The following is a 22179-nucleotide window of genomic DNA, read 5'->3' on the forward strand; positions in this document are numbered from 1 at the left end:
GCCTATTTCTGTCAGTCATGCAGAACATACACGCGACCCCCCATGATCCAGTCGGCTGGCATGGAACGACGATCCTGTGCGTGCGACGTGGCGCAGAGGTGGCAATGGCCGGTGACGGGCAGGTGACGCTGGGCGCCACCGTCATCAAAGGCAATGCGCGCAAGGTGCGGCGGATCGGGCCGGCCGGCACCATCCTGGCCGGCTTTGCCGGCGCTACCGCCGATGCCTTTACCCTGCTGGAGCGGCTGGAGGCCAAGCTGGAGCGGTTTCCCAACCAGCTTGAGCGCGCCTGTGTCGAACTGGCCAAGGACTGGCGGACGGACCGCTATCTGCGCCGGCTGGAGGCGATGATGGCGGTGGCCGATCTGGAACGCTCCTTCACCCTGACCGGCAATGGCGATGTGCTGGAGCCCGAGGATGGCATCATCGCCATCGGTTCGGGCGGCAATTATGCGCTGTCGGCCGCGCGGGCGCTGGCCGAGGTGGACGGGATGTCGGCGGCCGAGATCGCGCGGCGGGCGATGCGCATTGCCGGCGAGATCTGTGTTTATACCAACCATTCGGTGATCCTCGAGACGCTGGGTGAAAAGGGAAGGGAGGACGCATGATGGATATTCCCAACCATTCCCCGCGCGAGATCGTCTCGGAACTCGATCGCTTCATCATCGGCCAGGGAGACGCGAAGCGCGCGGTGGCCATTGCGCTGCGCAATCGCTGGCGGCGGGCGCAACTGGCCGATGGCATGCGCGATGAGGTCGTGCCCAAGAACATCCTGATGATCGGGCCGACCGGCTGCGGCAAGACCGAGATCGCCCGGCGGCTGGCGCGGCTGGCGCAGGCGCCGTTCCTGAAGGTCGAGGCCACCAAGTTCACCGAGGTCGGCTATGTGGGCCGCGATGTCGAGAGCATCGTCCGCGATCTGGTCGAGGTGTCGCTGAACATGCTGCGCGACCTGCGCCGCCGCGACGTGCAGGCGCGGGCCGAGCAGGAGGCCGAGAACCGGCTGGTCGATGCGCTGGTGGGCGAGGGGGCCTCGGCCGATACCAAGAACAAGTTCCGCCGCATGCTGCGCGCGGGCGAGCTGGAGGAGAAGGAGGTCGAGATTTCGGTCGCCGATGCCCAAGGCGGCCCCGGCATGGGCGAGATGCCCAACATGCAGCCCGGTACCGTCATCAATTTCTCCGACATGATGAAGGGGCTGATGAACCGCGTGCCGCAGCGCCGGCGCATGACCGTTGCGGCGGCGCGCGAGGCGCTGACCCGCGAGGAAGCGGACAAGATGCTGGACAATGACGCCCTGGTCGGTGAGGCCGTGGCGCATGCCCAGGATCATGGCATCGTGTTCCTCGACGAGATCGACAAGGTCTGCGCCCGGTCGTCGGAGAGCGGTTTCCGGGGCGGCGATGTCTCGCGCGAGGGGGTGCAGCGCGACCTGCTGCCGCTGATCGAGGGGACCACGGTTTCGACCAAATACGGGCCGGTGAAGACGGACCATATCCTGTTCATCGCCTCGGGCGCGTTCCATATCGCCAAGCCGTCGGACCTGTTGCCGGAATTGCAGGGGCGGCTGCCGATCCGCGTGGAACTCTCGCCGCTGACGCGCGAGGATCTGCGGCGCATCCTGACCGAGCCGGAACATTCGCTGCTGAAGCAATATACGGCGCTGCTGGGGACCGAGGGGCTGGATCTCGATTTCTCGGACGATGCGGTGGATGCGCTGGCGGAGCTGGCCGCCGACATCAACGAGCGGGTCGAGAATATCGGCGCGCGGCGGCTGGCGACGGTGCTGGAAAGGCTGCTGGAGGATGTGTCCTTCACGGCGGCCGACCGATCGGGCCAGACCGTGCGGATTACCGCCGCCGATGTGCGCGACCGGGTGGAGCCGCTGGCCAGGAAGGGCGACCTCAGCCGCTTCATCCTCTGAGTTTGTGCCCGTAAACGCGCGCTGGTGGCGATCCGGCGCGCGTTTCCTGTGCTCCGATGCTCACGGCCCACAAGGCCGCTCCGCTTCGGTGCTCGGAAACACACGCTGGCCGTGCCGCTGCGCGGCACTCTCGCTCACCAGCCCACGTTTCCGGGCACAAACTGAGCGGCACAGGGGGCTGGTGGCGATCCGGCGCGCGTTTCCTGTGCTCCGATGCTCACGGCCCACAAGGCGGCTCCGCTTCGGTGCTCGGAAACACACGCCGGGCGTGCCGCTGTGCGGCACTCTCGCTCGCCAGCCCACGTTTCCGGGCACAAACTTTGTGTTCGGGGCCCCATCGCGGGTCGCGGGTTTCTGGTGAGTGGGGATGTGGTTTAGTCTCTGCTCGCCCATTTGATTGTTTTTTGTCAGGTAGCCTTGATGACTGATCCTTTCGTCACGCCCCAGGATGCGACTGCCGCCGACGCGATTGCCGCGATCGGTGAGGAGCTGGACCTCTTTGATGACTGGATGCAGCGCTACCAGTACATCATCGAACTGGGCCGCACGATGCCGCCCTTTCCCGCCGAATGGATGGATGACGCCCATCGCGTGCCCGGCTGCCAGAGCCAGGTGTGGCTGGAAATGACCGCGCGTGACGGTGTGCTGTTCTTTGCCGGGGCGTCGGACGCCGCCATTGTCTCGGGCCTGGTGGCGCTGCTGCTGCGGGTCTATTCGGGGCGGCCGGCGGAGGAAATCCTGGCGACCGATTCCGGTTTCCTGCGCGATCTGGGGCTGGTGCAGGCGCTGTCGACCAATCGCGGCAACGGGGTCGAGGCGATGGCGCGGGCCATCCGGCATGCGGCAGCACAGGTCGGCGCGTAGACACGCGGCTTGCGGCGACCCGGCGCGCGGGCCGGGTCGTGTCGCGGTTCAGTCTTGCCCGGCTGGTTCGGCGTCGGCGTCGTACAGCACCTGCAGCACGACGCACCATGGATAGCGCGGGTCGTAGCTGTGGCCGGTGGCGTCGGCCAGTTTTCCATCCGGCCCGACCGGGACGTGGGTCAGGGCCACCGTGTCGTCGACATTGCCGCCGATGATGCTGATCTGGCGGCCGAAGGGCTGTCCGTTCTGGCCGGTGGCGACCACGATGCCGCAATGGGCCGGGAAACCATACCGCGTCGGCAGGTCGGCGAAGCGGACCGATTTGCTGGCACCCCGGCCGACGCAGATCAGATCGCCCAGTGCCGGGGCGTAGGCGGCCGGGTCCTGCGCGCGGACGCCGCTTTCGGTGCCGGAGGCGGCGGCGTTGATATAGGTGGAATGGTTGGGCGAATAGGCGAAGCGGTCGTTCGCGCCGGCTACCCGCATGACATAGGAAATGAAGGCCGCCGACCAGGCGAACATGGCGTCATGGACATAGTCGGTGATCGCGCCTTCGGTATTGTGCTTGCCGGTCCAGGCGACCTCGCTTTCGCTCGGGTCCTGGCCGATCCACCAATATTCGCCCACCCTCTGCCACAGGCCGGGCATGCGTTCCGGCTTGACGGTCGCGCTGGCGGCCTCGGGGCGCTGTTCGGGGTCGTCGTCATCGACCGCCTGTCCGAACATCCGCCATTCCCGCATCGCGATCGCGGCCACATCCTGGCGGGTGAAGGGTTCGAAATTGCGGCTGGCGAAGTCGGGGACATGCTCGTCCACCACCAGCGCGCCCTGGCCGTTCGCGTATTGCGCCGATGGCGTATGGGCTCGGTGCGGGGAGGGATAATGCGGGGCGCAGGCGGCGAGGAACGCCAGGGGGGCCATGAGGGTAAGCGTGCGTGATGCCGTCATTGCGACCTTGCGCGACATTGATTCGCTTCTCCATTCAGCGCGGGCCGGCTGTGTCGCGCGCACGACGCCGGCTCCCTACCCATAGGACGCGACGCGTGGCAGGAAAAGAGGCCCCGGCGGGGAAGCCGGGGCGGGCGACCGGGCGCGTCCACCTGGAGTTTAGCAATATTGTGAAATGTTTTTTCATTGCCGCGTGGCCGGTTCTGGCGCCCGATGACAGATGACGGCTCGGCCGTCGCTTGCATACGAGGGAAAGACTTGGCCGGGGCGTGCGTACGCTCCGGTCCTTTTTGCGTTCTTTCCCCGTCGTTGAGTCCGCTCTCGATGAGAGGCGGGCAGGAAGGAGCATTTCATGCCGATGGAAAACATTGCCGTCTCGGGCATTCCCTTTCCGGTCTCGCGCATTGCGCTGGGCACATGGGCGATCGGTGGCTGGATGTGGGGTGGCGCGGATGACCGCCAGGCCATCGCCACGATTCACGAGGCGCTGGATCTGGGGATCAGCCTGATCGACACTGCGCCGGTCTATGGGTTCGGCCATTCGGAGGAAGTGGTGGGGCAGGCGCTGGACGGGCGGCGCGACAAGGTGGCCATCGCCACCAAGGTCGGGCTGGACTGGAAGGACGGCAAGCCGTTCCGCAACTGCTCCGCCGCGCGCATCCGGCAGGAAATCGAGGATTCGCTGCGCCGGCTGCGCACCGACCGGATCGACCTCTACCAGATCCACTGGCCCGACCCGTCGGTGCCGCTCGACGAGACCGCGCGGGTGCTGGAGGATCTGCATCGCGAGGGCAAGGTGCTGGCGCTGGGGGTGAGCAATTTCTCGGTCGCGCAGATGGAGCAGTTCAGCGCCGTGGCGCCGCTGGCTGCCGTCCAGCCGCCCTATAATCTGTTCGAACGTGCGATCGAGGCCGATATCCTGCCTTGGTCGGTCGAGCATGGTCTGGCCGTGCTGGCCTATGGGCCGCTGTGCCGGGGGCTGCTGTCGGGCAAGATGAAGGCCGACAGCCATTTCGGGAATGATGATCTGCGGAGTGCCGATCCGAAATTCCAGGCGCCGCGCTTTGCCCAGTATCTGGCGGCGGTTGCGGCGCTGGAGGCGTTTGCGAAGGAACGGTTCGGGCGGTCGGTGCTGGCGCTGGCGATCCGCTGGGTGCTGGACCAGGGGCCGACCATCGCACTGTGGGGGGCGCGCAAGCCCGAGCAGATCGCGGGGATTGATCAGGCGTGCGGCTGGACGCTGTCGGCAGACGACAAGGCTGAAATCGACCGTATTCTGGCGGCCCACATCACCGACCCGGTGGGGCCGGAATTCATGGCGCCGCCGGGCGGCTGAGGCTGATCACATCGGAGGCTTGTCGTTCAGAAACCGGTCAGGAGCAGGTCGAGGGCTCGGGTGATGTCGTCCTGGTGGATGGCGAAAGACGCCACCACCTTATTGAGCTCTCGATCGGGCACGGCGGCGAGGTACTGGGTCATCATGACCCAGGGCAGCCCGTCGAACGCGAAGACCGGATTCAGTCCTTTGGCGGGTTTCGGGGCTTTGTCGGGCGGCAGGAGCGGCACGACGACGCGGGTGCCGAGTTCCTGGAGCAGATCGGCCTGCACATCCAGAGCGTAACGCGCCTCTTCCCGGCCGGCGAGGCGGTAGACATCGAAGCGGGCCATCAGAAGGTGCGGAAATCTGCCAGCGGTAGGCCGTTCTCTTCGACGTAGCGACGGGAGCTTTCCAGCGCCTCGCGATTCTCGGCCAGCCACTGGCGCGCCCGGACGGAGGCGATGGCGGCGGCCAGGCCCTGCGCGCAGGCCTGGGAGATGTTCAGGTCGAGCGCTCGCGCTTCGGCGAGCAGGTCGGGCGGCAGCGTGACATTAGTCGGGCGGCGCATGGGCGCTGTCTTGGACGGGCGAGGCATGGAGAGAGTCCTCCGAAATGGCACGGGACCTGTATAGCGCATTTCTATGCGCATCGAAATGCGTGTCCGCGGCTTCCTCCAATCTCGTTGTCCCCTGATGATATCCTTCATGAGGGGCTGGGCGTGCCTGATTCCCTCTTATCGGGGTGTGAAGCAGACAGACAGGCTGCGGACACCCTGGGCGCCGCGGATGAGGACGCCCTGGATGTCGGCGGTGGCGGAGGGGCCGCTCATCAGGACGCCGTAGCGGGCGGTGTGGAGTTCGGGGCGCAGGTAGGCGGTGTGCATGTTTGCCGTGATCTGCGCCGGGTCCAGCAGGACCACCATGTGCTGGGTGAGGTGGGCCAGGGCGTTGAGGTGGAGTTGGGCTTCGCTGAGGAAGATCGAGCCGGTTTCGGCGATGCCGAATGCGGCGCGGACGATGGTGACGTCGACCGGTTCGGCGGCTTGCGGGGTGGGCAGGTCTTCGATTTGTACGGTGCCGGTGGCTTCGGGGACCAGGGAGCAGATCATCAGGCCGGGTTTGGGGAAACGGCGGGCGATGGCTTGGTCCAGCGTTTCGTCAGGGCGGCGGTCCAGCATGGTGCCGCCCATCGGGATGAGGTTGGTGGTGAAGCGTTCCGGGCTGGCGTCGGATTCACCCAGCAGGGCCGGCTCCGGCAGCGGGTGGGCGGCCGGGTCGGGGCTGTTGCGGCGCAGGGTGGCCAGAATGGTGTCGCGGGCGCTCATGGCGTGTTCTCCGCAATGTCGAGTTTGCCGGGCTTTGCTGCCGGGCGGTTGCGGCGGTACCAGCTGTGGAAGGTTTCCGTGACCGGTTCGGGGAGTTCCCGGTTTTTGCCCCAGGGGTTCAGCCAGTTATAGAGCGCGAAGCGGGGCAGGGTGCCGAGTGCGGTTTCGGTGCCGGCGATGGCAGCGCGGTAGAGTTTGGGCTGGCCCATCAGCTTGCCGGCCATGTGCATGATCTCGCGCTTCACGAACGGCATCTGGTGGTGCTCGACCAGGACCTGGCGCCATTTGAAAAGCTGTTCGTGGATATTGATCTTGACCGGGCAGACATTGGTGCAGCTGCCGTTGAGCGTCGAGGCGTAGGGCAGGGTGCTGTATTTGCGCTCGTTGAAGGTAGGATCGATGATCGCGCCGATCGGGCCGGAATAGACCGCGCCATAGGACAGGCCGCCCGAGCGGCGGTAGACAGGGCAGGTGTTCATGCACGCGCCGCAGCGGATGCATTTCAGGGACGTCCAGAAATCGTCCATGCCCAGTCGGGCGGAGCGGCCGTTATCGACCAGTATGACGTGCATTTCGCTGCCATCCTGCGGGCCGCGGAAATGGCTGGTATATTGGGTGATGGGCGAGCCCAGGGCGCTGCGCGAGAGCAGGCGGATGAACACGCCGAGATCGGCCATGCGGGGCACGACGCGTTCGATGCCGATGGTGGCGATATGCACGCCCGGCACGGTGGCGCTGAGATCGGCATTGCCCTCGTTGGTGCAGACGACGAACGTGCCGGTTTCAGCCACGAAGAAATTGCCGCCGGTCATGCCTGCGTCGGCATGCAGGATGACCGGGCGCGCGGCCAGGCGCTGTGCCTCGGCCAGTTGATGGGGATCGTCGGCGTTGGGATCGGTGCCGTAATGCCGGGCGAAGATCCGGGCCACGTCTTCGGTCAGTTTGTGGACCGACGGCACGACGATGTGGCTGGGCAACTGGTCGTCGAGCTGCTGGATGCGTTCGCCCAGGTCGGTTTCGGTGACCGTGACGCCGCGCGCCGCCAGATAGGAACGGAGGTCGCATTCTTCGGTCACCATCGACTTGCTCTTGATGAGCGTCCTGGCGCCGCGTGCGGCCAGGATTTCGGCGACGATGCGGTTATGCTCCGTGCCGTCGGCGGCCCAGTGGACGTGGATGCCGTTGCGTTTGGCGTTGCGTTCGAATTCTTCCAGATAGTCCGCGAGGTTTGCCAGCGCGTGTTCCTTGATGGCCGACGCCCGGCTGCGCAGTTCCTGCCATTCGGGCAGCAGGTGCATCTGGGCGTCGCGCTTCTGGCGCATGTCCCACAATCTTGCATCGTGGAAGTCCAGGTGCGGCTTGTCGGCGATGAAGGTGGCGGCGGCGCCGGCGTGGTTGATGGGCTTCTCCTTCATTGCCGGGCTCCGTTCAGGATTTCAGCGATGTGGATGAAGCGGATGTTCACGCCGGCGCGCTCGGCGCAGCCGCGCTGGTGCATCATGCACGAGGAATCGGCCGACACGATATATTCGGCGCCTGCCTGGTGGTGGTCGCGGACCTTGTCGAGGCCCATGCGGGCGGACACGGCTTCCTCGGAGACGGAAAAGGTGCCGCCGAAGCCGCAGCATTCGTCGGGCCGGGCGGGGGTGGCGAAGCGGATGCCCTTGACGCCGGACAGCAGGGTCATGGGTTTGGAGAAGGCAGGTTCGCCCAGTTCAGACATGCTGGCGGTGCGGAGCGCGCGCAGGGACGAGCAGCTATTGTGCAGCCCGACCGTGTGGGGAAATTCCGCCCAGGGGAAATCGCGCACTTTCAGCACGTCGTGCAGGAATTCGACCAGTTCGTAGGTGTGGGCGCGGACGTGGCGCACCGCGTCGGTCTGTTCGATGGCGTCGAAATGCGCGCGGACGTGATGGGTGCAGCTTCCCGAGGGCATCACGATCGCGTCGAAGCCGGCGAACAGGCGCACGAACAGGGCCTCGGCCGCCGCGGAATCCGACACGCAGCCGGCGTTCGTCATCGGCTGGCCGCAGCATGTCTGTTCCTGCGGATAGGTGACGTCCTGGCCCAGCCGTTCCAGCAATTCGAGCGTCGCGATGCCGACGCCGGGGTAGAAGGCATCGATATAGCAGGGCACGAACAGGCCTATTTTCATTCGCATCGGGCTTTCCCCCCTCGGCACCGCCGCCCGTGCGGGCCGTCATGATGGGCCGTTCCCGGCCTTCTCGGTTCTTGGATCGGCGATTGTTATAACAAGATGCGGGGGTGACTCAACCGGGCGTTTTGGGGGGATTTCGCGCCCGGTGGTCAGTCCCTGTGATCAGTCACTGTCGGGCCGGTCGCCGGCTGCGTTGCCGGTGATGCGTATCCAGGCGCCCTGGCTTTCCATGCAGACGGCGTATTGGGTCTTCAGGCGCTTGAACTGGTTGCCGCCGCCGCCGCCACCGCCGCTCATCACCGTCGTGGTGCCGCTGGTGGCCGCGTTGACGGAGGCATTGGTCTGGCAGAAGGCGTCGGCGGAGTGATAGGCGTCGCTGTTGCGGTCCATGATCGCGCGATAGCCGGAAACGGAACCGTAGATCGAATGTTCCTTGTGCGGGTGCGCCTGTGCCGGGCCGGCGAGGCTCATGCCCGTTCCGGCCAGCAGCAGAAGCAGGCGGCTTGCGTCGATGCGGAGGGTCATGGTCGAAATCCTTGTTTTTGCGGCCTCCGCCGGGAGGGCGCGCACGCAGGATAGCAGCCCTGCGCGCCGGCTTACATTGACCGTCCGGCGGGGGCTCCCCATTATTTCGGGTAAGGGGCGTGCCTGCATGACGGGGCGCCGGGGCGCAGCCGGGCGGCGCGCCCGTTTGTTCGACATCGCGTCCAGCCAGGGAGAAGACGCAGAACCGTGAGTACCGATCCGTACGAGATCCTGGGCCTGTCGCGCACGGCCAGCCAGGACGACATCCGCAAGGCCTATCGCAAGCTGGCCAAGAAATATCATCCCGACCTCAACCCGGGTGACAAGGTGGCCGAGGAGAAATTCAAGGCGATCGGCTCGGCCCATGCGTTGCTGTCGGATGCCGATCAGCGTGCGCGTTTCGACCGTGGTGAGATCGATGCCGCGGGCCAGGAGCGTGGCTGGCCCGGCGGAGGGGGCGGTGGCTATCGCGACCATGCCGAGGGGGCACAGGGGTTCCGCTATTCCGCCGGCGGGTTCTCCGAGGATGATCTGGGCGATGTTTTCGGGTCGATGTTCGGACAGCGGGGGTTTCGCCGCCGGCCGCAGGGGCCGGCGCGGGGCGACGACCGGAATTTCTCGCTGACCGTCAGTTTCGAGGATGCGGTCAATGGCGGCACGTCGCGCGTGACCCTGCCGGGCGGCGGGACGCTGGATGTGAAGATCCCGCCCGGGATCGAGGACGGGCAGGTGATGCGCCTGCGCGGCAAGGGGGGCGAGGGCCATCAGGGCGGGCCGGCCGGTGATGCGCTGATCACCATCGGCATTGCCCCCAGCACGACCTATACCCGTGACGGCAATGATGTGCGCATGACCCTGCCCGTGGGGGTGAAGACGGCCGTGCTGGGCGGGCCGATCAAGGTGCCGACGCCGAGCGGGTCGGTATCGATGAACGTTCCGGCCCATTCCGACAGCGGCAGCGTGCTGCGCCTGCGCGGCAAGGGCGTGAAGGCCCATGGCGGGCAGGAGGCCGGGAATCTGTACGTGACGTTGCAGGTCACGATCGGCCCCACGGACGCGGCGTTGGAGAACTTCCTGAAATCCTGGACCCCACCGGGCGAGGCGAAGGGGGGAGGTGCCGCATGATCACGATCGAGACCCTGTGCGTGCAGGTGGGCAATGTCAGCGCGGTCGATGTCCAGCACTGGATCGACAGCGCGTGGCTGCGGCCGGAAGGCGAACCCGGGGCCTATGTCTTTCATGATATCGACGTGGCCCGGGCGCGGCTGATTGCCGAACTGACCGGGGATCTGGGAATCGGCGACGAGGGGATGCCGGTGGTGCTGTCCCTGCTGGACCAGCTTTATGACGCGCGGCGCCAGATGCTGCATCTGCGCGCGGTGCTGGACCGCCCCCAGGCGGGCGACCTGCGCACGCGCCTGGCCGCCCTGTTGGGCGTGCCGGAGGAAGGGTAGCAGGCCCAGCCCGGCAGCGATGCTTCAAGGTCGGCCGAGAGAGCGTGGCCGGAAATGTGGGCTGGTGAGCGAGAGTGCCGCGAAGCGGCACGGCCGGCGTGTGTCCGCGAGCACCGGAGCGGAGCGGCCTTGATGGCCGTGAGCACCGGCGCACAGCGGACGCGCGCCGGATCGCCACCAGCGCGCATTTACGGCCACGCTCTCAGTCGTTGCGGCTGAGGGGGAGGTTGGCGACCTGACCGGGCTTGGTGCCCTTGATGGTCAGGTTGGCGCTGTTGGCCGAGACCAGGCGGAATGTCACCAGCGGGTCATGGCCGAGCGATTGCAGTTCGTCCTTGCCGTGGGGGGCCAATGTGACCTGATGCGGCGCGTAGGTGTGCAGCTCGTCGGGCAGGGTGACCTGGACCTGATGGTGTGCGTCGGGCGCGCCGACCACGACCGGGGAGAGGCCCATGGCGGCCCACTGGCCCGTGAGCGGGCTGGCGGCGGCATGGGCCTGTGTCGCGGACAGGGCCAGCAGCGCGGCGGCAAGGGCGTGAAGGCGGGGCATGGCGTACTCTCCGGGTTTGGCTGTCTTGTTGTCTGTCTTGTCTTTTGCCGGACCTTACTGTGTCTGGTCCGTGTCCGACAGGGGGGCGGCCGCGGTGGTGGTGTGCAGCGTGGCGTTGGGCGGTTTGGGGTGGGCCACCAGCCGTTTCAGCCCGTCGAACAGGGTGGTCCATGACAGGCGGGGCCGGCGGCCGTCGGGCAGGACCATCGAGACGCTGGCCGTCATGCCCGCCGAGAGCGTCAGCCCCGCGGGCAGCGTGTCGATATGGACGCGCACCGGGATGCGCTGGGCCAGCCTGACCCAGGTATAGACCGGATTGACCGAGGGCAGGCCCTGGGTCGAGCGCTCGGCATTGGTCGAGGAAATGCCGCGCGTGATGCTTTCCACATGGCCCCATAACGGGGTCGGCACGCCCATCAGGTCGATGCGCATCAGGGCGCCGCGATAGAGGCCGCGCAGCCGCGTTTCCTCGAAATACCCGTCGACCCAGAAGGAATCGGCGTCGATCACCTGGATGTCGGACACGCCGGCGGTCGCGAAATCGCCGACCCGCATCGTCAGGTTGGTGACGTAGCCGTTGACGGTGCTGTGGACCTGGGTGCGTTCCAGGTTGATGCGTGTCTGCGACAGGGCGGCCAGGGCTTCGGCATACTGGGCCTTGGCCTGTTCGGCCACGGCTTCGAACTGCTGCTTTTCCTCGGCCGAGGCGGAGGCCGAGGAGAGTTGCTGGCGGCGCTGATGCTGTGCCAGGCGCAGGGTCATGTCGGCCTGCCGTTCGTTGACGCGGGCTGTGGCCTGGGCGACCGCGACGCGGAAATCGAACGGGTCGATGGTGTACAGCACGTCGCCACGGTGGACGTACTGGTTGTCGGTGGCGTGGATCTCCACGATCTGGCCCGATACGCGCGGGGCGATGTTGGCGACCTGGACACGGACCTGGCCGTTCCGGGTCCAGGGGGCGGCGGTGTAGTATTGCCACAGCCCGAGCAGGACGATTGTGGCGACGGCCAGGATAGCCAGCGTGGTGGTCATCCGCATGACCATGCGGGCGCGTTCGAACACTATCGGACCCTTTTACAGAAGAAACACATACAGCCCGACCAGGCAGATCAGGATGCCGAATTCGACCAGCGGCACGTTCCACACCCGTTTCTGCACCATCCGGCTGGCCAGAAGCGGGCGCAGCAGCAGCAGGGTCAGGACCGCCAGCCCGGCATCGATCAGGAAGGAGGCGACCTCCACCCCCGCTATCGAGATAGTGGGTGTCATCGCGATGCCTCCGGCACGGGCAGGATGCCGTAATGGCGCAGGGCCCGGGCGTTGCGGTCCAGCAGGCGGGCCGCGCCGAACAGGCCGGATACGGCGCCGATCAGCGTTTCGCGGTCGGCCGGGGGCAGGGTGTCGGACGCTGCCAGCAGGTGGGCGGCCTGGCCCAGGATGGGGGCGCCGGCCTCGGCCAGGTTGAGGGTGCGCAGCATGTCCTGGGTCCGGGCGACCGGCTGGGCCACCGCCGGGATGGTGGCGGCGCGCATCAGGTGGCGGCGGGCCCGTGCCAGCGCGCCGTTGAGGTCGCCCAGCGATACGATGCGGTCGAACACGCGCAGGGTGATGGGTTTCTGCGGCAGGTGGCCGGTCCAGGTGCGGGCCTGGAGCAGGCGGTCATATTGCCGGCTGATCAGGGCGGGGCTGGCGATGTCGCCCTGGCCGGTGAATTGGCGCCGCAGCGTCATGCACACCGCCATGGCGATGCGGAACCGCCGCCGCCGGGCCGACGGGGGGGCCAGCGTGAGCGCGAAGAACAGGATCACCGAAGAGAGCATGTAATAGAGATTGCGGTCGACGAACTGGGTCGGGTCGTAATTATGAAAATTGTCCAAGCCCAGCACGATGAAGAAGAAGACCCCGAAATTCAGTCCTATCGGCATCAGGCGCGGATGGATCAGCAGCAGGCAGCTGGCGAAGATGACCGGAGCCAGCATCAGCGAAAAGAAGATCATGCCCGAGCCATAGGGCAGGATGCGGGTATCGAGCACCAGGGCGCAGACGGTGGATAGCGGCACGCCGATCAGGGCCCCCATGCCGAAGGCGCGCGTGTCGAAGGTGGTGATCGACAAGGTGAGGATAGTGGCGACCTGGATCAGGGTCGTCGTCGTTCCCGGCAGGCCGCTGAGGATGCAGATCAGGGCGGCGACGGTGAAGCCGACCATGACCCGCGTGCCGTTCAGCAGGGCCAGCACCGGGTCCTGCTGGCGGGCGATGTGCACGTCCTGGGCGATGCGGGGGGCGGCGCGGCCTTCTTCCAGCGTGCGGATGCCGTCCCGGACCCAGCGCCCGTAGGAGAGCAGGGCCATCGTGCGTTCGATCAGATAGGCTTCGGCCGGGGTCAGGGGCGGGGCGCCGGGTTCGAGGAGCAGCAGGTCTTCCAGTGCGCGGCTGGCTTCGTCCTCGTCGGCGAAAGGGGTGCCGTCGCCGAAGCGCCGGCGCACGCGGGCGAGGATGGTGGGCCGGACTTCCTGATCCATGCGCAGGACGCCGCTGATGGCGCGGCTGCACGAGATCATGTCCAGCATCGCGACCATGGCCGAGCGTGCGCCGGTCATGCGCAGGGCGCTGTCGGCCAGTTCGGTGCGGGCGAAGGAGACCTGGCTGGTCAGGGCCATGATGCGCCCCGCCAGCGACACCCAGGTGACGTCGTCGGGCGAATCCTGCCCGTTGACGGCGTCGCGGGCGATCCGCTGCACCTCGGCGGCGCCGTGGCGCAGGCCGGCGGCCAGCCGGTGCCATGCGGTGGGCGAGCCCGTCACGTCATTGACGACCGCCACCGAGACGATGCCGATCATGATGGCCGAGACGCGGAAGATGGCGACGTTGAAGACGTCCTCGGGGCGGTCGATGCAGCCGATGCCGATGATGGCGACCGTGTAGCCGGCCAGCAGCGCGCCATAGGCCCGGAAATCGCGCAGCAGCGTGCCCACCACCACGCACAGGCCCAGCCACAGGGCGGCGCCGCCCAGGAACATCACCCGGTCCTGCCCGAAGAGTGCGATCAGCCCGATGGCCACCGTGGCACCCGTCAGGGTGCCGGCCATGCGGTAGAGCGCCTTGGACAGGATCTGCCCGCGCAGGGGCTGGGTCAGGATCATGACCGTGACGCCCGCGCTGGCGGGGGAGTCGATCTGCAGCCAGAAGGCCACGCCCAGTGCCAGCATGACGGCGGCCCAGCTGCGCAGGCAGAAGGCGATGCTGCCCGGCGGCAGCCAGGCCGGGCGTGCGGTAGGCAGCCAGATCCAGCGCGCGAGGGCCGTCGCCATGCCCGTTCCGCCCTGTTTCATCGCCTTCATGGTCCTCCGTCAGCTCGCACGGCGCGGACTATGGCGGTTGCGGACGAGCCATATATGTCCAGGTCGCGACAAACCGTATCAGAGGCTGGGTGCTGCGGGGATCGGAAAGACGTGAATGTGAAAAATACGTGATTGGTGAATGAAAAATCTCGTTATCGCATGCGCCGGTTCTTGCTTTGGGTGGTAGCGATGGCTGGTATGCGCCGGTGGCATGTCCCTCTGGCCGTCCCTGCCGGATCGGGCGATAAGGGGGGATGCGCCTGCTTCACACGTCCGACTGGCAGATCGGCAAGGTCTTCCGCTTCGCCGACGACGATATCCTGCCCGTCCTGCAACAGGAGCGGCTGGAAGCGATTGGCCGGATCGGCCGTCTGGCCCGCGCCCAGGGGGCGGAATGCGTCGTGGTGGCGGGGGATATCTACGACCATCTGCGCCCCTCGGAGCGCACGCTGCGCCAGCCGGTGGAGCGGATGCGCCAGTTTCCCGACCTGCGCTGGCACCTGATTCCCGGCAACCATGATTTCAACGAGCGGGACGGGCTGTGGGAGCGGCTGGCACGGACCGGCCTGCCGGATCATATCGTGCCGCATCTGGCCCACGCGCCGGCGCCGCTGGATGCGGCGGGCACGGCGTGGGTGCTGCCGGCTGGGCTTGGGCATCGGCATGTCATCGGCGACCCGACTGCCTGGATGGATGGAACCGCCACGCCCGAGGGGGCGATCCGCGTCGGGCTGGCGCATGGCTCGGTGCGGAGTTTCGGGGAGGAGGCGCCGGGGCATAATCTGCTGGCCATCGATCGGGCGCGGCAGGCGGGATTGTCCTATCTTGCGCTTGGCGACTGGCATGGCGCCCAGAAGATCGATGCCCGCACCTGGTATTCGGGCACGCCGGAGGTCGATGGGTTCGACCTCGGCGGTGCGGGCGGGGGGCAGGCGCTGCTGGTGTCGCTGGATGGGCCTCGGGCCGAACCGGTGGTCGAATCCCATGCGGTCGGGCGTTTTCGCTGGGCGCGGGCGCAGGCGGTGCTGACCTGTGCCGACGATATCGTGGCGCTGGAGGGGCGGCTGCGCGCAATTGATCCGGATGACCCCAGTCGGGTGCTGGTGTGGCTGGCCGTGAGCGGGGCGCTGGGGCTGTCGGACCTGGAAGGCTGGCAGGCGCGGATTGTGGACGGGCTGGGCTCGGCATTGCGGTTACTGCGAATCGATGGCGCGCCTGGGCTGGCGCCATCCTCGGACGATCTGGACGCGTTCGGGCCGGGGGGTGCCGTGCGGGCCGCCGCCGAGACGCTGGCGCGGCAGGCCGGCGAGGGCGACGAGGCGGCGCGGGCGATCGCGGCGGCGGCGCTGCAACGGCTGTATCTGCTGGCGCGCGACGGGGCCGGGGGGTTGGCATGACCGGTGGCATGATTCTGCGGGGGCTGGAAGTCGAGCAGGTTCGCCGGTTCGGTGATGCCGTGCGGCTGACGGGGCTGGGGCCGGGCATCAACCTGCTGGGGGCACCGAACGAATTCGGCAAATCGACGCTGCTGGCGGCGTTGCGTGCGGTGTTTCTGCTGCCGCACGGGTCGAAGGCGCGGCCGATCGCGGACCTGCAACCTTATGGCGGGCGGGGGGCGCCGCGTATCGTGGTCGATTTCACGCTCGACGGGGGCGACTGGCGGCTGGAGAAGCGCTTCATGCGGCGGGCTTTTGCCCGGCTGGAAGGGGGCGGCGAACGGCTGGATGGCGACGCGGCCGAGGCGCGGTTGCAGGATCTGCTGGGCGTGGAGGCGGGCAAGCGCGGCGCCGAGGCGATGGGGCTGCTGAATGCGCTGTGGGTGACGCAGGGGCAGAGCCTGGTGCAGCCCGACCTGTCGGACCCGGCGCGGGCCACCATCCGGTCCTGTCTGGAAGCCGATCTGGATGCCATGACCGGCGGGGATGCGGCTGGCCGGGTGTTGTCGCGGGTGACGGCCGATCTGGCCGTGCTGCTGGATGGGCGTGGAAATCCGCGCGGTCGCTTTCGGGCCGCGAAGGAGGGCGAACAGGAGGCGGCGGCCGAACTGGCGCGGCTGGAGACGCGCCGACAGGGGCTGGAAGATGATCTGAACGCCATGGCGGATCTGCGCCGCCGGCTGGCGCATGAGGACGATGCCGACCGGCGGGAAAAGGAGCGGGCCAATCTGGCCGAGGCGGGCCGGGTGCGGGATCGCTTACGGGATTATGATGCCCGGTATCGGGCCGCGCGGGCGGTGCGCGACCATGCGGCGGCGCAACTGGCTGCCGTGCGGCAGGATCTGGCCGGGCGGGCGGCGTGGGAACGCGATCTGGCGGCGGGGACGGCGCGGGTGGCGGAGCTGGAAGCGGCATTACAGGCGGCGCAGGGCGCGCATGATGCGGCGGGGGCGGCGCATGCCGCGCGGCTGGAGGCGGTGCGGGTGGCCGATGCCGGGCGCCAGGCGGCGCGCCGGGCGCTGGACCTGGCGGCGGGCCGGGTGGAGCGGGCGCGGCTGGTGCGTGAGCGGCGCGAGGCGGCGGCGGCGCTGGACCGGCTGGACGAGGCGGCGCGGGCTGTGACGCAGGCGGCGGCGGAGCTGGATGCCTGTACGATCGACGATGCGCGGATGGGGGCGATCCGCAAGGCCGAGCGCGCGCTGGATGCGGCGCGCGCCGCCAGCCGGGCGCAGGCGACGACGCTGGATGTGACATTGGCCGATGGCGCGCGCGGGCGGCTGGTGCTGGATGGGCAGGCGCTGGAGAGCGGCCGCATTGTGGTGACGGATAATGCCGTGCTGCGGATCGAGGGGATCGGCACCATCCGCATCGAACCGGCCAGCCATGGGCGCGACGCGTTGCGCGCGGACCTGGCGGGGGCGGAAGAGGTGCTGCGCCGGGCGCTGGCGGTGGCTGGTTGTGCCGATATTGCCGGTGCCGAGGCGGCGCTGGCCGCGCGGCGGCAGGCCGAATTGGCCTTTCAGGCTGCGCGGACGGTGCTGGGCGGCCTGTTGGCCGGTGCCGATCAGGTGCCGGCGACGGCGATGGAAGCGGCCCGGCGGCGGTTGGCGGATCTGGATGTGCGCATCGCGCGGATCGGTGAGGCCGACGATGGGACGGATGACCCGCTGGCGGTGCTGGAGGCGGCCCGGAAGGCGATGGAGGCGGCCGAGGCGCGGTATGATGCCGCGCATCGGGCGCTGCTTGCCCCTGACGAGACGATGCGTCGGGCGGCGGAGGATCTGGCGCGGCTGCGGGCCGAATGGCAGGTGGCGCGGGATGGCGCGGCCCAGTTGGCGCGCGATCTGGAGGCTGCGCGGGCGGTGGAGGCGGATGAGGCGCTGTCTGCCCGGCTGGCGGCCGGCCATGAAGCCGCCGAGAGGGCGGAGCAGGCGCTGGTGCGTATCGAGGAGACGCGGCCCGAGGGGACCGAGGCGCTGGCCGATGCGGCGATCCAGCGGCTGGAGCGCACGATTCAGGACGGTCATGCGCGCCTGGCGGCGCTGCGGCAGGAGATGGCGGCGCGCGAGGCCCGCATTCGCGCGGCGGAGGGCGACGGGCTGGACGAGCGGATTGCGGCGCAGGAGCGGCTGCGGGCGGCCCATGCAGCGGAGGATGCGGCCTGCGTGCGGGAGGTTGCGATCCTGCAATGCCTGCGCGATGCGGTGGCGGCGGCGGAGCGGGCGGCGACCGAGCGTTATCTGGCGCCGCTGGCCCGTGCGATCCAGCCGGCGTTGGGGGCGCTGTTTCCGCGCGCCGTGGCGACCGTGGAGGCGGATTTCAGTATTTCGGCGCTGTCGCGGCGGATCGACGAGCCGTTCGTGAATCTGTCGGATGGCACGCGCGAGCAGATTGCGGTGCTGGCGCGGCTGGGGCTGGCGGACCTGATGCAGGCGCGGGGGCGGCCGGCGATGCTGGTGCTGGACGATGCCCTGACCTATGCCGATTCGGGGCGGCTGGACCGGATGTTCGACATTCTGACTGAGGCGGCCGGCCGGTTGCAGATCCTGATCCTGACCTGCCGGACGGAGCTGTTTACCGGGCTGGGGGCAAGGCGGCTGGCGGTCGAGCCGGTCGGTGGGGAGGCCGCGGAAGGCCATTGACGCCGTTTCCGGCGATGGAGGAACATGCTGCCATGTCAAAGCTGGATCTTACCCGCCCCTTCCTGCCTGTCCGCATTGCGGTGATGACCGTATCGGACACGCGTACCCTGGAAACCGATACGTCCGGCACGTTGCTGGCCGAGCGGATTGTTGCCGCCGGGCATCATCTGGCGGCGCGCAGCATCGAGCCGGATGATGTGGACCATATCACCGGCTGCCTGAAGGAATGGATCGCCGATCCCGAGATCGACGTAATCATCTCGACCGGTGGCACCGGCGTGACCGGTCGCGATGTGACGCCCGAGGCCTATGAGCAGGTGCTGGAAAAGCGCATCGAGGGGTTCGGCGAGCTGTTCCGCATGCTGTCGTACCAGAAGATCGGGACTTCCACGATCCAGTCGCGGGCGCTGGCCGGGGTGGCTAGGGGGACCTATCTGTTCGCGCTGCCGGGGTCGAGCGGTGCCGTGAAGGATGGCTGGGACGATATTCTGGTCTGGCAGCTCGACAGCCGGCATCGGCCCTGCAATTTCGTGGAGCTGATGCCGCGCCTGCGCGAGCATCTGCCGGCTTCGCACGACTGAACGACGACCACGGAAAAGGGAACGCGATCCATGAGCGCGAAGAAATTGCTGCTGCTGGCGGGCGACTATGTCGAGGATTACGAGATCATGGTCCCGTATCAGGCGCTGTCGATGCTGGGGTTTACCGTCGATGCGGTCTGTCCGGGCAAGAAGGCGGGCGAGCATGTGCTGACGGCGATTCACGATTTCGAAGGGGCGCAGACCTATAGCGAGAAGCCGGGGCATCGTTTCGCTCTGACGGCGGATTTCGAGGAGGTGAACGCGGCAGATTATGCCGGGCTGGTGATTCCGGGTGGCCGGGCGCCGGAATATCTGCGGCTGGACCAGCGGGTGATTGATCTGGTGCGCGCCTTTGCCGGCCGGCCGGTTGCTGCCGTGTGCCATGGGGCCCAGTTGCTGGCCGCCGCCCGGGTGATCGAAGGGCGTACCGTGTCGGCCTATCCGGCCTGCCGTCCGGAGGTTGAACTGGCGGGCGGGATTTATGCCGATATCGCGGTCGATGACGCGGTGACCGATGGATGGCTGGTCACGGCGCCGGCCTGGCCGGCGCATCCGCGCTGGCTGGCGCAGTTTATTGCCGTGCTGGGGGTGGGCGTCACGATCTGATCGGCTGAGGGCCGTCCATGTCGGCTGGCGGCATTGGCATGGGCGGATAGCTGTGCATCATGGACAGGCAAGGGCGGCGTTCCGGCCGCCTGATCATGTCTGGGAGAATTCCGTCTTGCGCACCCGTCATCTTCTGGCCCGCTCGGCGCTGGCCGTTGCGATCGCCACCGGCTTTGCCTCCGCCTCGTTCTCCGGCCCGCAGGCGTTCGCGGCCTCCCCGCCATCGGCCACCACGCCGCTGAAGCTGAAATCGCTCGTCATTACCGGGAACAAGCAGGTTTCGACGGACGAGATCCTGGCCGCCCTGCCGTTCCATCAGGGTGATACCGTGACCCGGGACCAGATCGCCGCCGGCGCGCAGGACGTGATGGGCGTGTATCAGAAGAAGAATGTGGGCCTGAAATTCGGCCAGAAGATGAAATTCGCCGGTGCCGCCGTCTATGTCGAATGGGCGATCGAGGAGCAGGCGCCGGAGGTGGTGCAGACCGCGCTGGTGGTCGACAAGATCGTCTTCGAGGGGAATAAGAAACTGTCTGCCGCCGACCTGACGGCCGCGACGAAGCTGCGTCCCGGCTCGACGATCGATCAGGCGGCGATGGCGGCCGATCAGCAGGCGGTGCAGAAGGCTTATCAGGACCATGGTGTCGGCGCGGCGATCCAGGTGGTGCCGTCGCAGCCGGCTGGGGATAACCATGTGGTGCTGACGTATCAGATTACCGAGAAATAAGGGTGATGGACGCGGGGCGGGGCTGTTGGCTGCGCTCCGCGTCTTTTTTGGATAGAGCCGTGGCTTGGGCGGGCGGTTGCTCGGTCCTCATTTATGACGCTGTGCGTCCATAAGACGTTCCGATAACTATATGGAATGCGCCTGAACGCTCTGGTTTGAGGGCCGTTCTATGAATCCTTTATGACATTGACTGTCTGCTGCTTCGTTCCGTGCGCGGGAATGCGAAACTGTCGAGATCGTTCATCCGGGCCCGGAGCATCTCTTTCATGTTTCAGATCAACCGACGTTCCTTTCTTTCCCTGACGGGTGGGTTCGCGTTGGCCAGTGCCGCCAGCGCGCGGGCGGCGGTGCCGAGCCGGCCGCCGATGCGCGCGCATGAGCCATTTACCTTTCTGTTCATCACCGACACGCATCTTCAGCCGGAGCTGAACGCGCAGGTTGGATGTCATGCGGCCTTCGTCAAAGCGCGTGGTGTTCCAGCGGATTTCGCCATTCAGGGCGGTGATCATGTTTTCGACGCGCTTGGCGTCAATGCCTCGCGCGCCACGATGCTGCTGGACCTTTACAAACGCACGGCCGACGATCTGATGCTGCCGGTTCATCATACGATCGGCAATCACGATTGCTTTGGCGTCTATACGAAGAGCGGCGCCGAACCGACCGACCCGATGTATGGCAAGAAGTATTTCGAGGATAATTTCGGCCGTCTTTATTATTCATTCGACCATAAGGGCGTGCATGTCGTCGTGCTCGATTCCATCGGGATCACGGCGGATCGCTCATATGAGGGGCGGATCGACGCCCCGCAGATTGCGTGGCTGGCCAATGATCTCGCCGCGCAGCCTGAAGGCACGCCGATTATCGTGGTGACGCATATTCCGCTCGTTACCGCCGTCGAGGACTATGCGGCCCCGCCTGCGACGCCTGCGAAGCATCACGCGCTGAGCGTCGTCAACGCTTACGAGGTTCTTCCCCTGTTCGACCGCTATAATGTCATCGGTGTATTTCAGGGGCATACGCATATTCTGGAGCGTATCGACTGGCACGGCGTGCCCTACATTACCGGCGGTGCCGTCTCCGGCAACTGGTGGCATGGCACGCGTTACGGGACCCCGGAGGGCTTCATGGTGGTGGACGTCGCGAATGGGGCTGTGAAGACACGGTATGAGACTTATGGTTTTCGGAGTGTCGATCCGCAGAATACGTGAGGAAAGTGGGGGTATGGACCCAGAGTCGGGCGTCGGAACGGCTGATTGAGTTGCGTTTGGAGCGGATTGTTTGCGTTGCGAGCGTGTCCGCTTACGCCCTCATACTAGTCATCAAAGACGCTCGATGTCTTTTCTCTGAGCGGGCATAGTGCTCCGTGTTAACTCCAGCAACCGGAGCGGTCTCTTGCTCATCGTTTTCAGCGGTCGGCCCGGCTCGGGCAAGTCGACCATTGCACAGTTGTTCGCGAAGATGTTGCCCGCATTTTACCTTCGGATCGATGAGATTGAGCCGGCAATCAAAACCTGACCTTTCGAAAGGTTACGTCGACTGCCGCCTCATATGCGTCGTTCTTAGATGCGGCGAGAGGCGCTACAAGCGGGCGCTCTTTTCGGAGGCAAGAATGGAGAACGAAGCTCTGGGCACCTTCGATGTGAAGGTCTCGCCGATCGGCGATGATGACGAACCAATTGGCGGGATGTCGATCAACAGAACATTCCACGGCGACCTGAAGCGCTTAACTGCCAAGCGAATTTGAGCAGATAGGCGGCAGTCGCCTTTGTCCTCCACACGAG

At 66.9% G+C, this 22179-nt stretch carries 24 protein-coding genes; 13 read left to right on the forward strand and 11 right to left on the reverse strand.

Annotated features, from left to right (window positions below; translation table 11 throughout):
• Positions 1 to 17 precede the first annotated feature (17 nt).
• The 3 genes from hslV to HLH35_RS05380 all read left to right on the forward strand — a co-directional run bounded on the left by hslV (position 18) and on the right by HLH35_RS05380 (position 2788).
• A complete protein-coding gene (hslV, locus tag HLH35_RS05370; RefSeq protein WP_182964410.1) occupies positions 18 to 608 on the forward strand; it encodes an ATP-dependent protease subunit HslV in 591 nt (196 codons plus the stop codon).
• Positions 608 to 1924 carry an ATP-dependent protease ATPase subunit HslU gene (gene hslU / locus HLH35_RS05375; protein ID WP_182978243.1) on the forward strand — a complete coding sequence of 439 codons (1317 nt, stop codon included), beginning with the start codon at positions 608 to 610 and terminating at the stop codon, positions 1922 to 1924. The genes hslV and hslU overlap by 1 nt, the downstream gene beginning before the upstream one ends.
• Positions 1925 to 2344: 420 nt before the next feature.
• Complete coding sequence (locus HLH35_RS05380) at positions 2345 to 2788, forward strand: SufE family protein (RefSeq protein WP_182978154.1); 444 nt, start codon at positions 2345 to 2347, stop codon at positions 2786 to 2788.
• 48 nt (positions 2789 to 2836) lie between these two features.
• On the opposite strand, the gene HLH35_RS05385 is transcribed toward HLH35_RS05380, so the two are convergent.
• Positions 2837 to 3754, reverse strand: a complete 918-nt coding sequence (locus HLH35_RS05385; protein ID WP_182978155.1) for a DUF2272 domain-containing protein — start codon at positions 3752 to 3754, stop codon at positions 2837 to 2839.
• 334 nt (positions 3755 to 4088) lie between these two features.
• On the opposite strand from HLH35_RS05385, the gene HLH35_RS05390 reads away from it, so the two are divergent.
• Positions 4089 to 5072, forward strand: coding sequence for an aldo/keto reductase (locus HLH35_RS05390; protein ID WP_182978156.1), 984 nt, complete (start codon positions 4089 to 4091; stop codon positions 5070 to 5072).
• A gap of 26 nt (positions 5073 to 5098) precedes the next feature.
• Here HLH35_RS05390 and HLH35_RS05395 read toward each other — a convergent pair whose 3' ends face one another.
• The 6 genes from HLH35_RS05395 to HLH35_RS05420 form a co-directional block, all read right to left on the reverse strand.
• Positions 5099 to 5404 carry a CcdB family protein gene (locus HLH35_RS05395; protein WP_182978157.1) on the reverse strand — a complete coding sequence of 102 codons (306 nt, stop codon included), beginning with the start codon at positions 5402 to 5404 and terminating at the stop codon, positions 5099 to 5101.
• On the reverse strand, positions 5404 to 5622 hold the full coding sequence (locus tag HLH35_RS05400; protein WP_246384859.1) for a type II toxin-antitoxin system CcdA family antitoxin: 219 nt from the start codon (positions 5620 to 5622) through the stop codon (positions 5404 to 5406). Before HLH35_RS05400 ends, HLH35_RS05395 begins: the two co-directional genes overlap by 1 nt.
• A gap of 165 nt (positions 5623 to 5787) precedes the next feature.
• Positions 5788 to 6378, reverse strand: coding sequence for a LutC/YkgG family protein (locus HLH35_RS05405; protein ID WP_182978159.1), 591 nt, complete (start codon positions 6376 to 6378; stop codon positions 5788 to 5790).
• On the reverse strand, positions 6375 to 7793 hold the full coding sequence (locus HLH35_RS05410; protein ID WP_182978160.1) for a lactate utilization protein B: 1419 nt from the start codon (positions 7791 to 7793) through the stop codon (positions 6375 to 6377). Before HLH35_RS05410 ends, HLH35_RS05405 begins: the two co-directional genes overlap by 4 nt.
• Positions 7790 to 8533, reverse strand: coding sequence for a (Fe-S)-binding protein (locus HLH35_RS05415; RefSeq protein WP_182978244.1), 744 nt, complete (start codon positions 8531 to 8533; stop codon positions 7790 to 7792). Before HLH35_RS05415 ends, HLH35_RS05410 begins: the two co-directional genes overlap by 4 nt.
• Before the next feature lie 165 nt (positions 8534 to 8698).
• Complete coding sequence (locus HLH35_RS05420) at positions 8699 to 9061, reverse strand: hypothetical protein (RefSeq protein WP_182978161.1); 363 nt, start codon at positions 9059 to 9061, stop codon at positions 8699 to 8701.
• Between the two features lie 207 nt (positions 9062 to 9268).
• Here HLH35_RS05420 and HLH35_RS05425 point away from each other — a divergent pair, with 207 nt between their 5' ends.
• On the forward strand, positions 9269 to 10186 hold the full coding sequence (locus tag HLH35_RS05425) for a DnaJ C-terminal domain-containing protein (RefSeq protein WP_182978162.1): 918 nt from the start codon (positions 9269 to 9271) through the stop codon (positions 10184 to 10186).
• Entirely contained in the window at positions 10183 to 10515 is a 333-nt protein-coding gene (locus tag HLH35_RS05430; RefSeq protein WP_182978163.1) for a chaperone modulator CbpM, read from the forward strand. The genes HLH35_RS05425 and HLH35_RS05430 overlap by 4 nt, the downstream gene beginning before the upstream one ends.
• Before the next feature lie 202 nt (positions 10516 to 10717).
• Here HLH35_RS05430 and HLH35_RS05435 read toward each other — a convergent pair whose 3' ends face one another.
• The 4 genes from HLH35_RS05435 to HLH35_RS05450 are packed head-to-tail and all read right to left on the reverse strand — an operon-like array spanning position 10718 to position 14406.
• Positions 10718 to 11065 (reverse strand): hypothetical protein, encoded by a 348-nt coding sequence (locus HLH35_RS05435; protein ID WP_182964420.1) that lies wholly within the window; start codon positions 11063 to 11065, stop codon positions 10718 to 10720.
• A 54-nt stretch (positions 11066 to 11119) separates the two neighbouring features.
• Entirely contained in the window at positions 11120 to 12127 is a 1008-nt protein-coding gene (locus tag HLH35_RS05440) for a biotin/lipoyl-binding protein (protein ID WP_182978164.1), read from the reverse strand.
• A 12-nt stretch (positions 12128 to 12139) separates the two neighbouring features.
• Positions 12140 to 12334 carry a DUF1656 domain-containing protein gene (locus HLH35_RS05445; RefSeq protein WP_182964422.1) on the reverse strand — a complete coding sequence of 65 codons (195 nt, stop codon included), beginning with the start codon at positions 12332 to 12334 and terminating at the stop codon, positions 12140 to 12142.
• The gene (locus HLH35_RS05450) at positions 12331 to 14406 is read right to left on the reverse strand and encodes an FUSC family protein (RefSeq protein WP_182978165.1); all 2076 of its coding nucleotides are present in this window, start codon (positions 14404 to 14406) and stop codon (positions 12331 to 12333) included. The genes HLH35_RS05445 and HLH35_RS05450 overlap by 4 nt, the downstream gene beginning before the upstream one ends.
• A gap of 254 nt (positions 14407 to 14660) precedes the next feature.
• Here HLH35_RS05450 and HLH35_RS05455 point away from each other — a divergent pair, with 254 nt between their 5' ends.
• From HLH35_RS05455 to HLH35_RS20170, 7 genes are all read left to right on the forward strand, one after another.
• A complete protein-coding gene (locus HLH35_RS05455; protein ID WP_182978166.1) occupies positions 14661 to 15803 on the forward strand; it encodes a metallophosphoesterase family protein in 1143 nt (380 codons plus the stop codon).
• Positions 15800 to 18484: an AAA family ATPase gene (locus tag HLH35_RS05460; RefSeq protein ID WP_182978167.1), complete on the forward strand. Its 2685-nt coding sequence runs from the start codon at positions 15800 to 15802 to the stop codon at positions 18482 to 18484. Before HLH35_RS05455 ends, HLH35_RS05460 begins: the two co-directional genes overlap by 4 nt.
• Before the next feature lie 32 nt (positions 18485 to 18516).
• Positions 18517 to 19065, forward strand: a complete 549-nt coding sequence (gene moaB / locus HLH35_RS05465; protein WP_182978168.1) for a molybdenum cofactor biosynthesis protein B — start codon at positions 18517 to 18519, stop codon at positions 19063 to 19065.
• Positions 19066 to 19095: 30 nt separating this feature from the next.
• Positions 19096 to 19671 (forward strand): DJ-1/PfpI family protein, encoded by a 576-nt coding sequence (locus HLH35_RS05470; protein WP_182978169.1) that lies wholly within the window; start codon positions 19096 to 19098, stop codon positions 19669 to 19671.
• Between the two features lie 115 nt (positions 19672 to 19786).
• Positions 19787 to 20398: a POTRA domain-containing protein gene (locus HLH35_RS05475; RefSeq protein WP_246384860.1), complete on the forward strand. Its 612-nt coding sequence runs from the start codon at positions 19787 to 19789 to the stop codon at positions 20396 to 20398.
• Between the two features lie 266 nt (positions 20399 to 20664).
• Positions 20665 to 21606, forward strand: a complete 942-nt coding sequence (locus tag HLH35_RS05480; protein WP_182978171.1) for a metallophosphoesterase family protein — start codon at positions 20665 to 20667, stop codon at positions 21604 to 21606.
• 401 nt (positions 21607 to 22007) lie between these two features.
• On the forward strand, positions 22008 to 22142 hold the full coding sequence (locus tag HLH35_RS20170; RefSeq protein ID WP_275944214.1) for a hypothetical protein: 135 nt from the start codon (positions 22008 to 22010) through the stop codon (positions 22140 to 22142).
• The last annotated feature ends 37 nt before the right edge of the window (positions 22143 to 22179 follow it).

The organism is Gluconacetobacter asukensis (genome assembly GCF_014174375.1).
Taxonomy (GTDB): domain Bacteria; phylum Pseudomonadota; class Alphaproteobacteria; order Acetobacterales; family Acetobacteraceae; genus Gluconacetobacter; species Gluconacetobacter asukensis.

Excerpts from the sequence above, each read along its gene's own strand:
- hslU (WP_182978243.1), top strand. The coding sequence starts at position 608 with ATGGATATTCCCAACCATTCCCCGCGCGAGATCGTCTCGGAACTCGAT.
- HLH35_RS05455 (WP_182978166.1), top strand. The coding sequence starts at position 14,661 with ATGCGCCTGCTTCACACGTCCGACTGGCAGATCGGCAAGGTCTTCCGC.
- HLH35_RS05480 (WP_182978171.1), top strand. The coding sequence starts at position 20,665 with ATGTTTCAGATCAACCGACGTTCCTTTCTTTCCCTGACGGGTGGGTTC.
- HLH35_RS05380 (WP_182978154.1), top strand. The coding sequence starts at position 2,345 with ATGACTGATCCTTTCGTCACGCCCCAGGATGCGACTGCCGCCGACGCG.
- HLH35_RS05430 (WP_182978163.1), top strand. The coding sequence starts at position 10,183 with ATGATCACGATCGAGACCCTGTGCGTGCAGGTGGGCAATGTCAGCGCG.
- HLH35_RS05385 (WP_182978155.1), bottom strand. The coding sequence starts at position 3,754 with ATGTCGCGCAAGGTCGCAATGACGGCATCACGCACGCTTACCCTCATG.
- HLH35_RS05435 (WP_182964420.1), bottom strand. The coding sequence starts at position 11,065 with ATGCCCCGCCTTCACGCCCTTGCCGCCGCGCTGCTGGCCCTGTCCGCG.
- moaB (WP_182978168.1), top strand. The coding sequence starts at position 18,517 with ATGTCAAAGCTGGATCTTACCCGCCCCTTCCTGCCTGTCCGCATTGCG.
- HLH35_RS05445 (WP_182964422.1), bottom strand. The coding sequence starts at position 12,334 with ATGACACCCACTATCTCGATAGCGGGGGTGGAGGTCGCCTCCTTCCTG.
- HLH35_RS05450 (WP_182978165.1), bottom strand. The coding sequence starts at position 14,406 with ATGAAGGCGATGAAACAGGGCGGAACGGGCATGGCGACGGCCCTCGCG.
- HLH35_RS05470 (WP_182978169.1), top strand. The coding sequence starts at position 19,096 with ATGAGCGCGAAGAAATTGCTGCTGCTGGCGGGCGACTATGTCGAGGAT.
- HLH35_RS20170 (WP_275944214.1), top strand. The coding sequence starts at position 22,008 with ATGGAGAACGAAGCTCTGGGCACCTTCGATGTGAAGGTCTCGCCGATC.
- HLH35_RS05405 (WP_182978159.1), bottom strand. The coding sequence starts at position 6,378 with ATGAGCGCCCGCGACACCATTCTGGCCACCCTGCGCCGCAACAGCCCC.
- HLH35_RS05400 (WP_246384859.1), bottom strand. The coding sequence starts at position 5,622 with ATGCGCCGCCCGACTAATGTCACGCTGCCGCCCGACCTGCTCGCCGAA.
- HLH35_RS05395 (WP_182978157.1), bottom strand. The coding sequence starts at position 5,404 with ATGGCCCGCTTCGATGTCTACCGCCTCGCCGGCCGGGAAGAGGCGCGT.
- HLH35_RS05390 (WP_182978156.1), top strand. The coding sequence starts at position 4,089 with ATGCCGATGGAAAACATTGCCGTCTCGGGCATTCCCTTTCCGGTCTCG.
- HLH35_RS05410 (WP_182978160.1), bottom strand. The coding sequence starts at position 7,793 with ATGAAGGAGAAGCCCATCAACCACGCCGGCGCCGCCGCCACCTTCATC.
- hslV (WP_182964410.1), top strand. The coding sequence starts at position 18 with ATGCAGAACATACACGCGACCCCCCATGATCCAGTCGGCTGGCATGGA.
- HLH35_RS05420 (WP_182978161.1), bottom strand. The coding sequence starts at position 9,061 with ATGACCCTCCGCATCGACGCAAGCCGCCTGCTTCTGCTGCTGGCCGGA.
- HLH35_RS05415 (WP_182978244.1), bottom strand. The coding sequence starts at position 8,533 with ATGAAAATAGGCCTGTTCGTGCCCTGCTATATCGATGCCTTCTACCCC.
- HLH35_RS05460 (WP_182978167.1), top strand. The coding sequence starts at position 15,800 with ATGACCGGTGGCATGATTCTGCGGGGGCTGGAAGTCGAGCAGGTTCGC.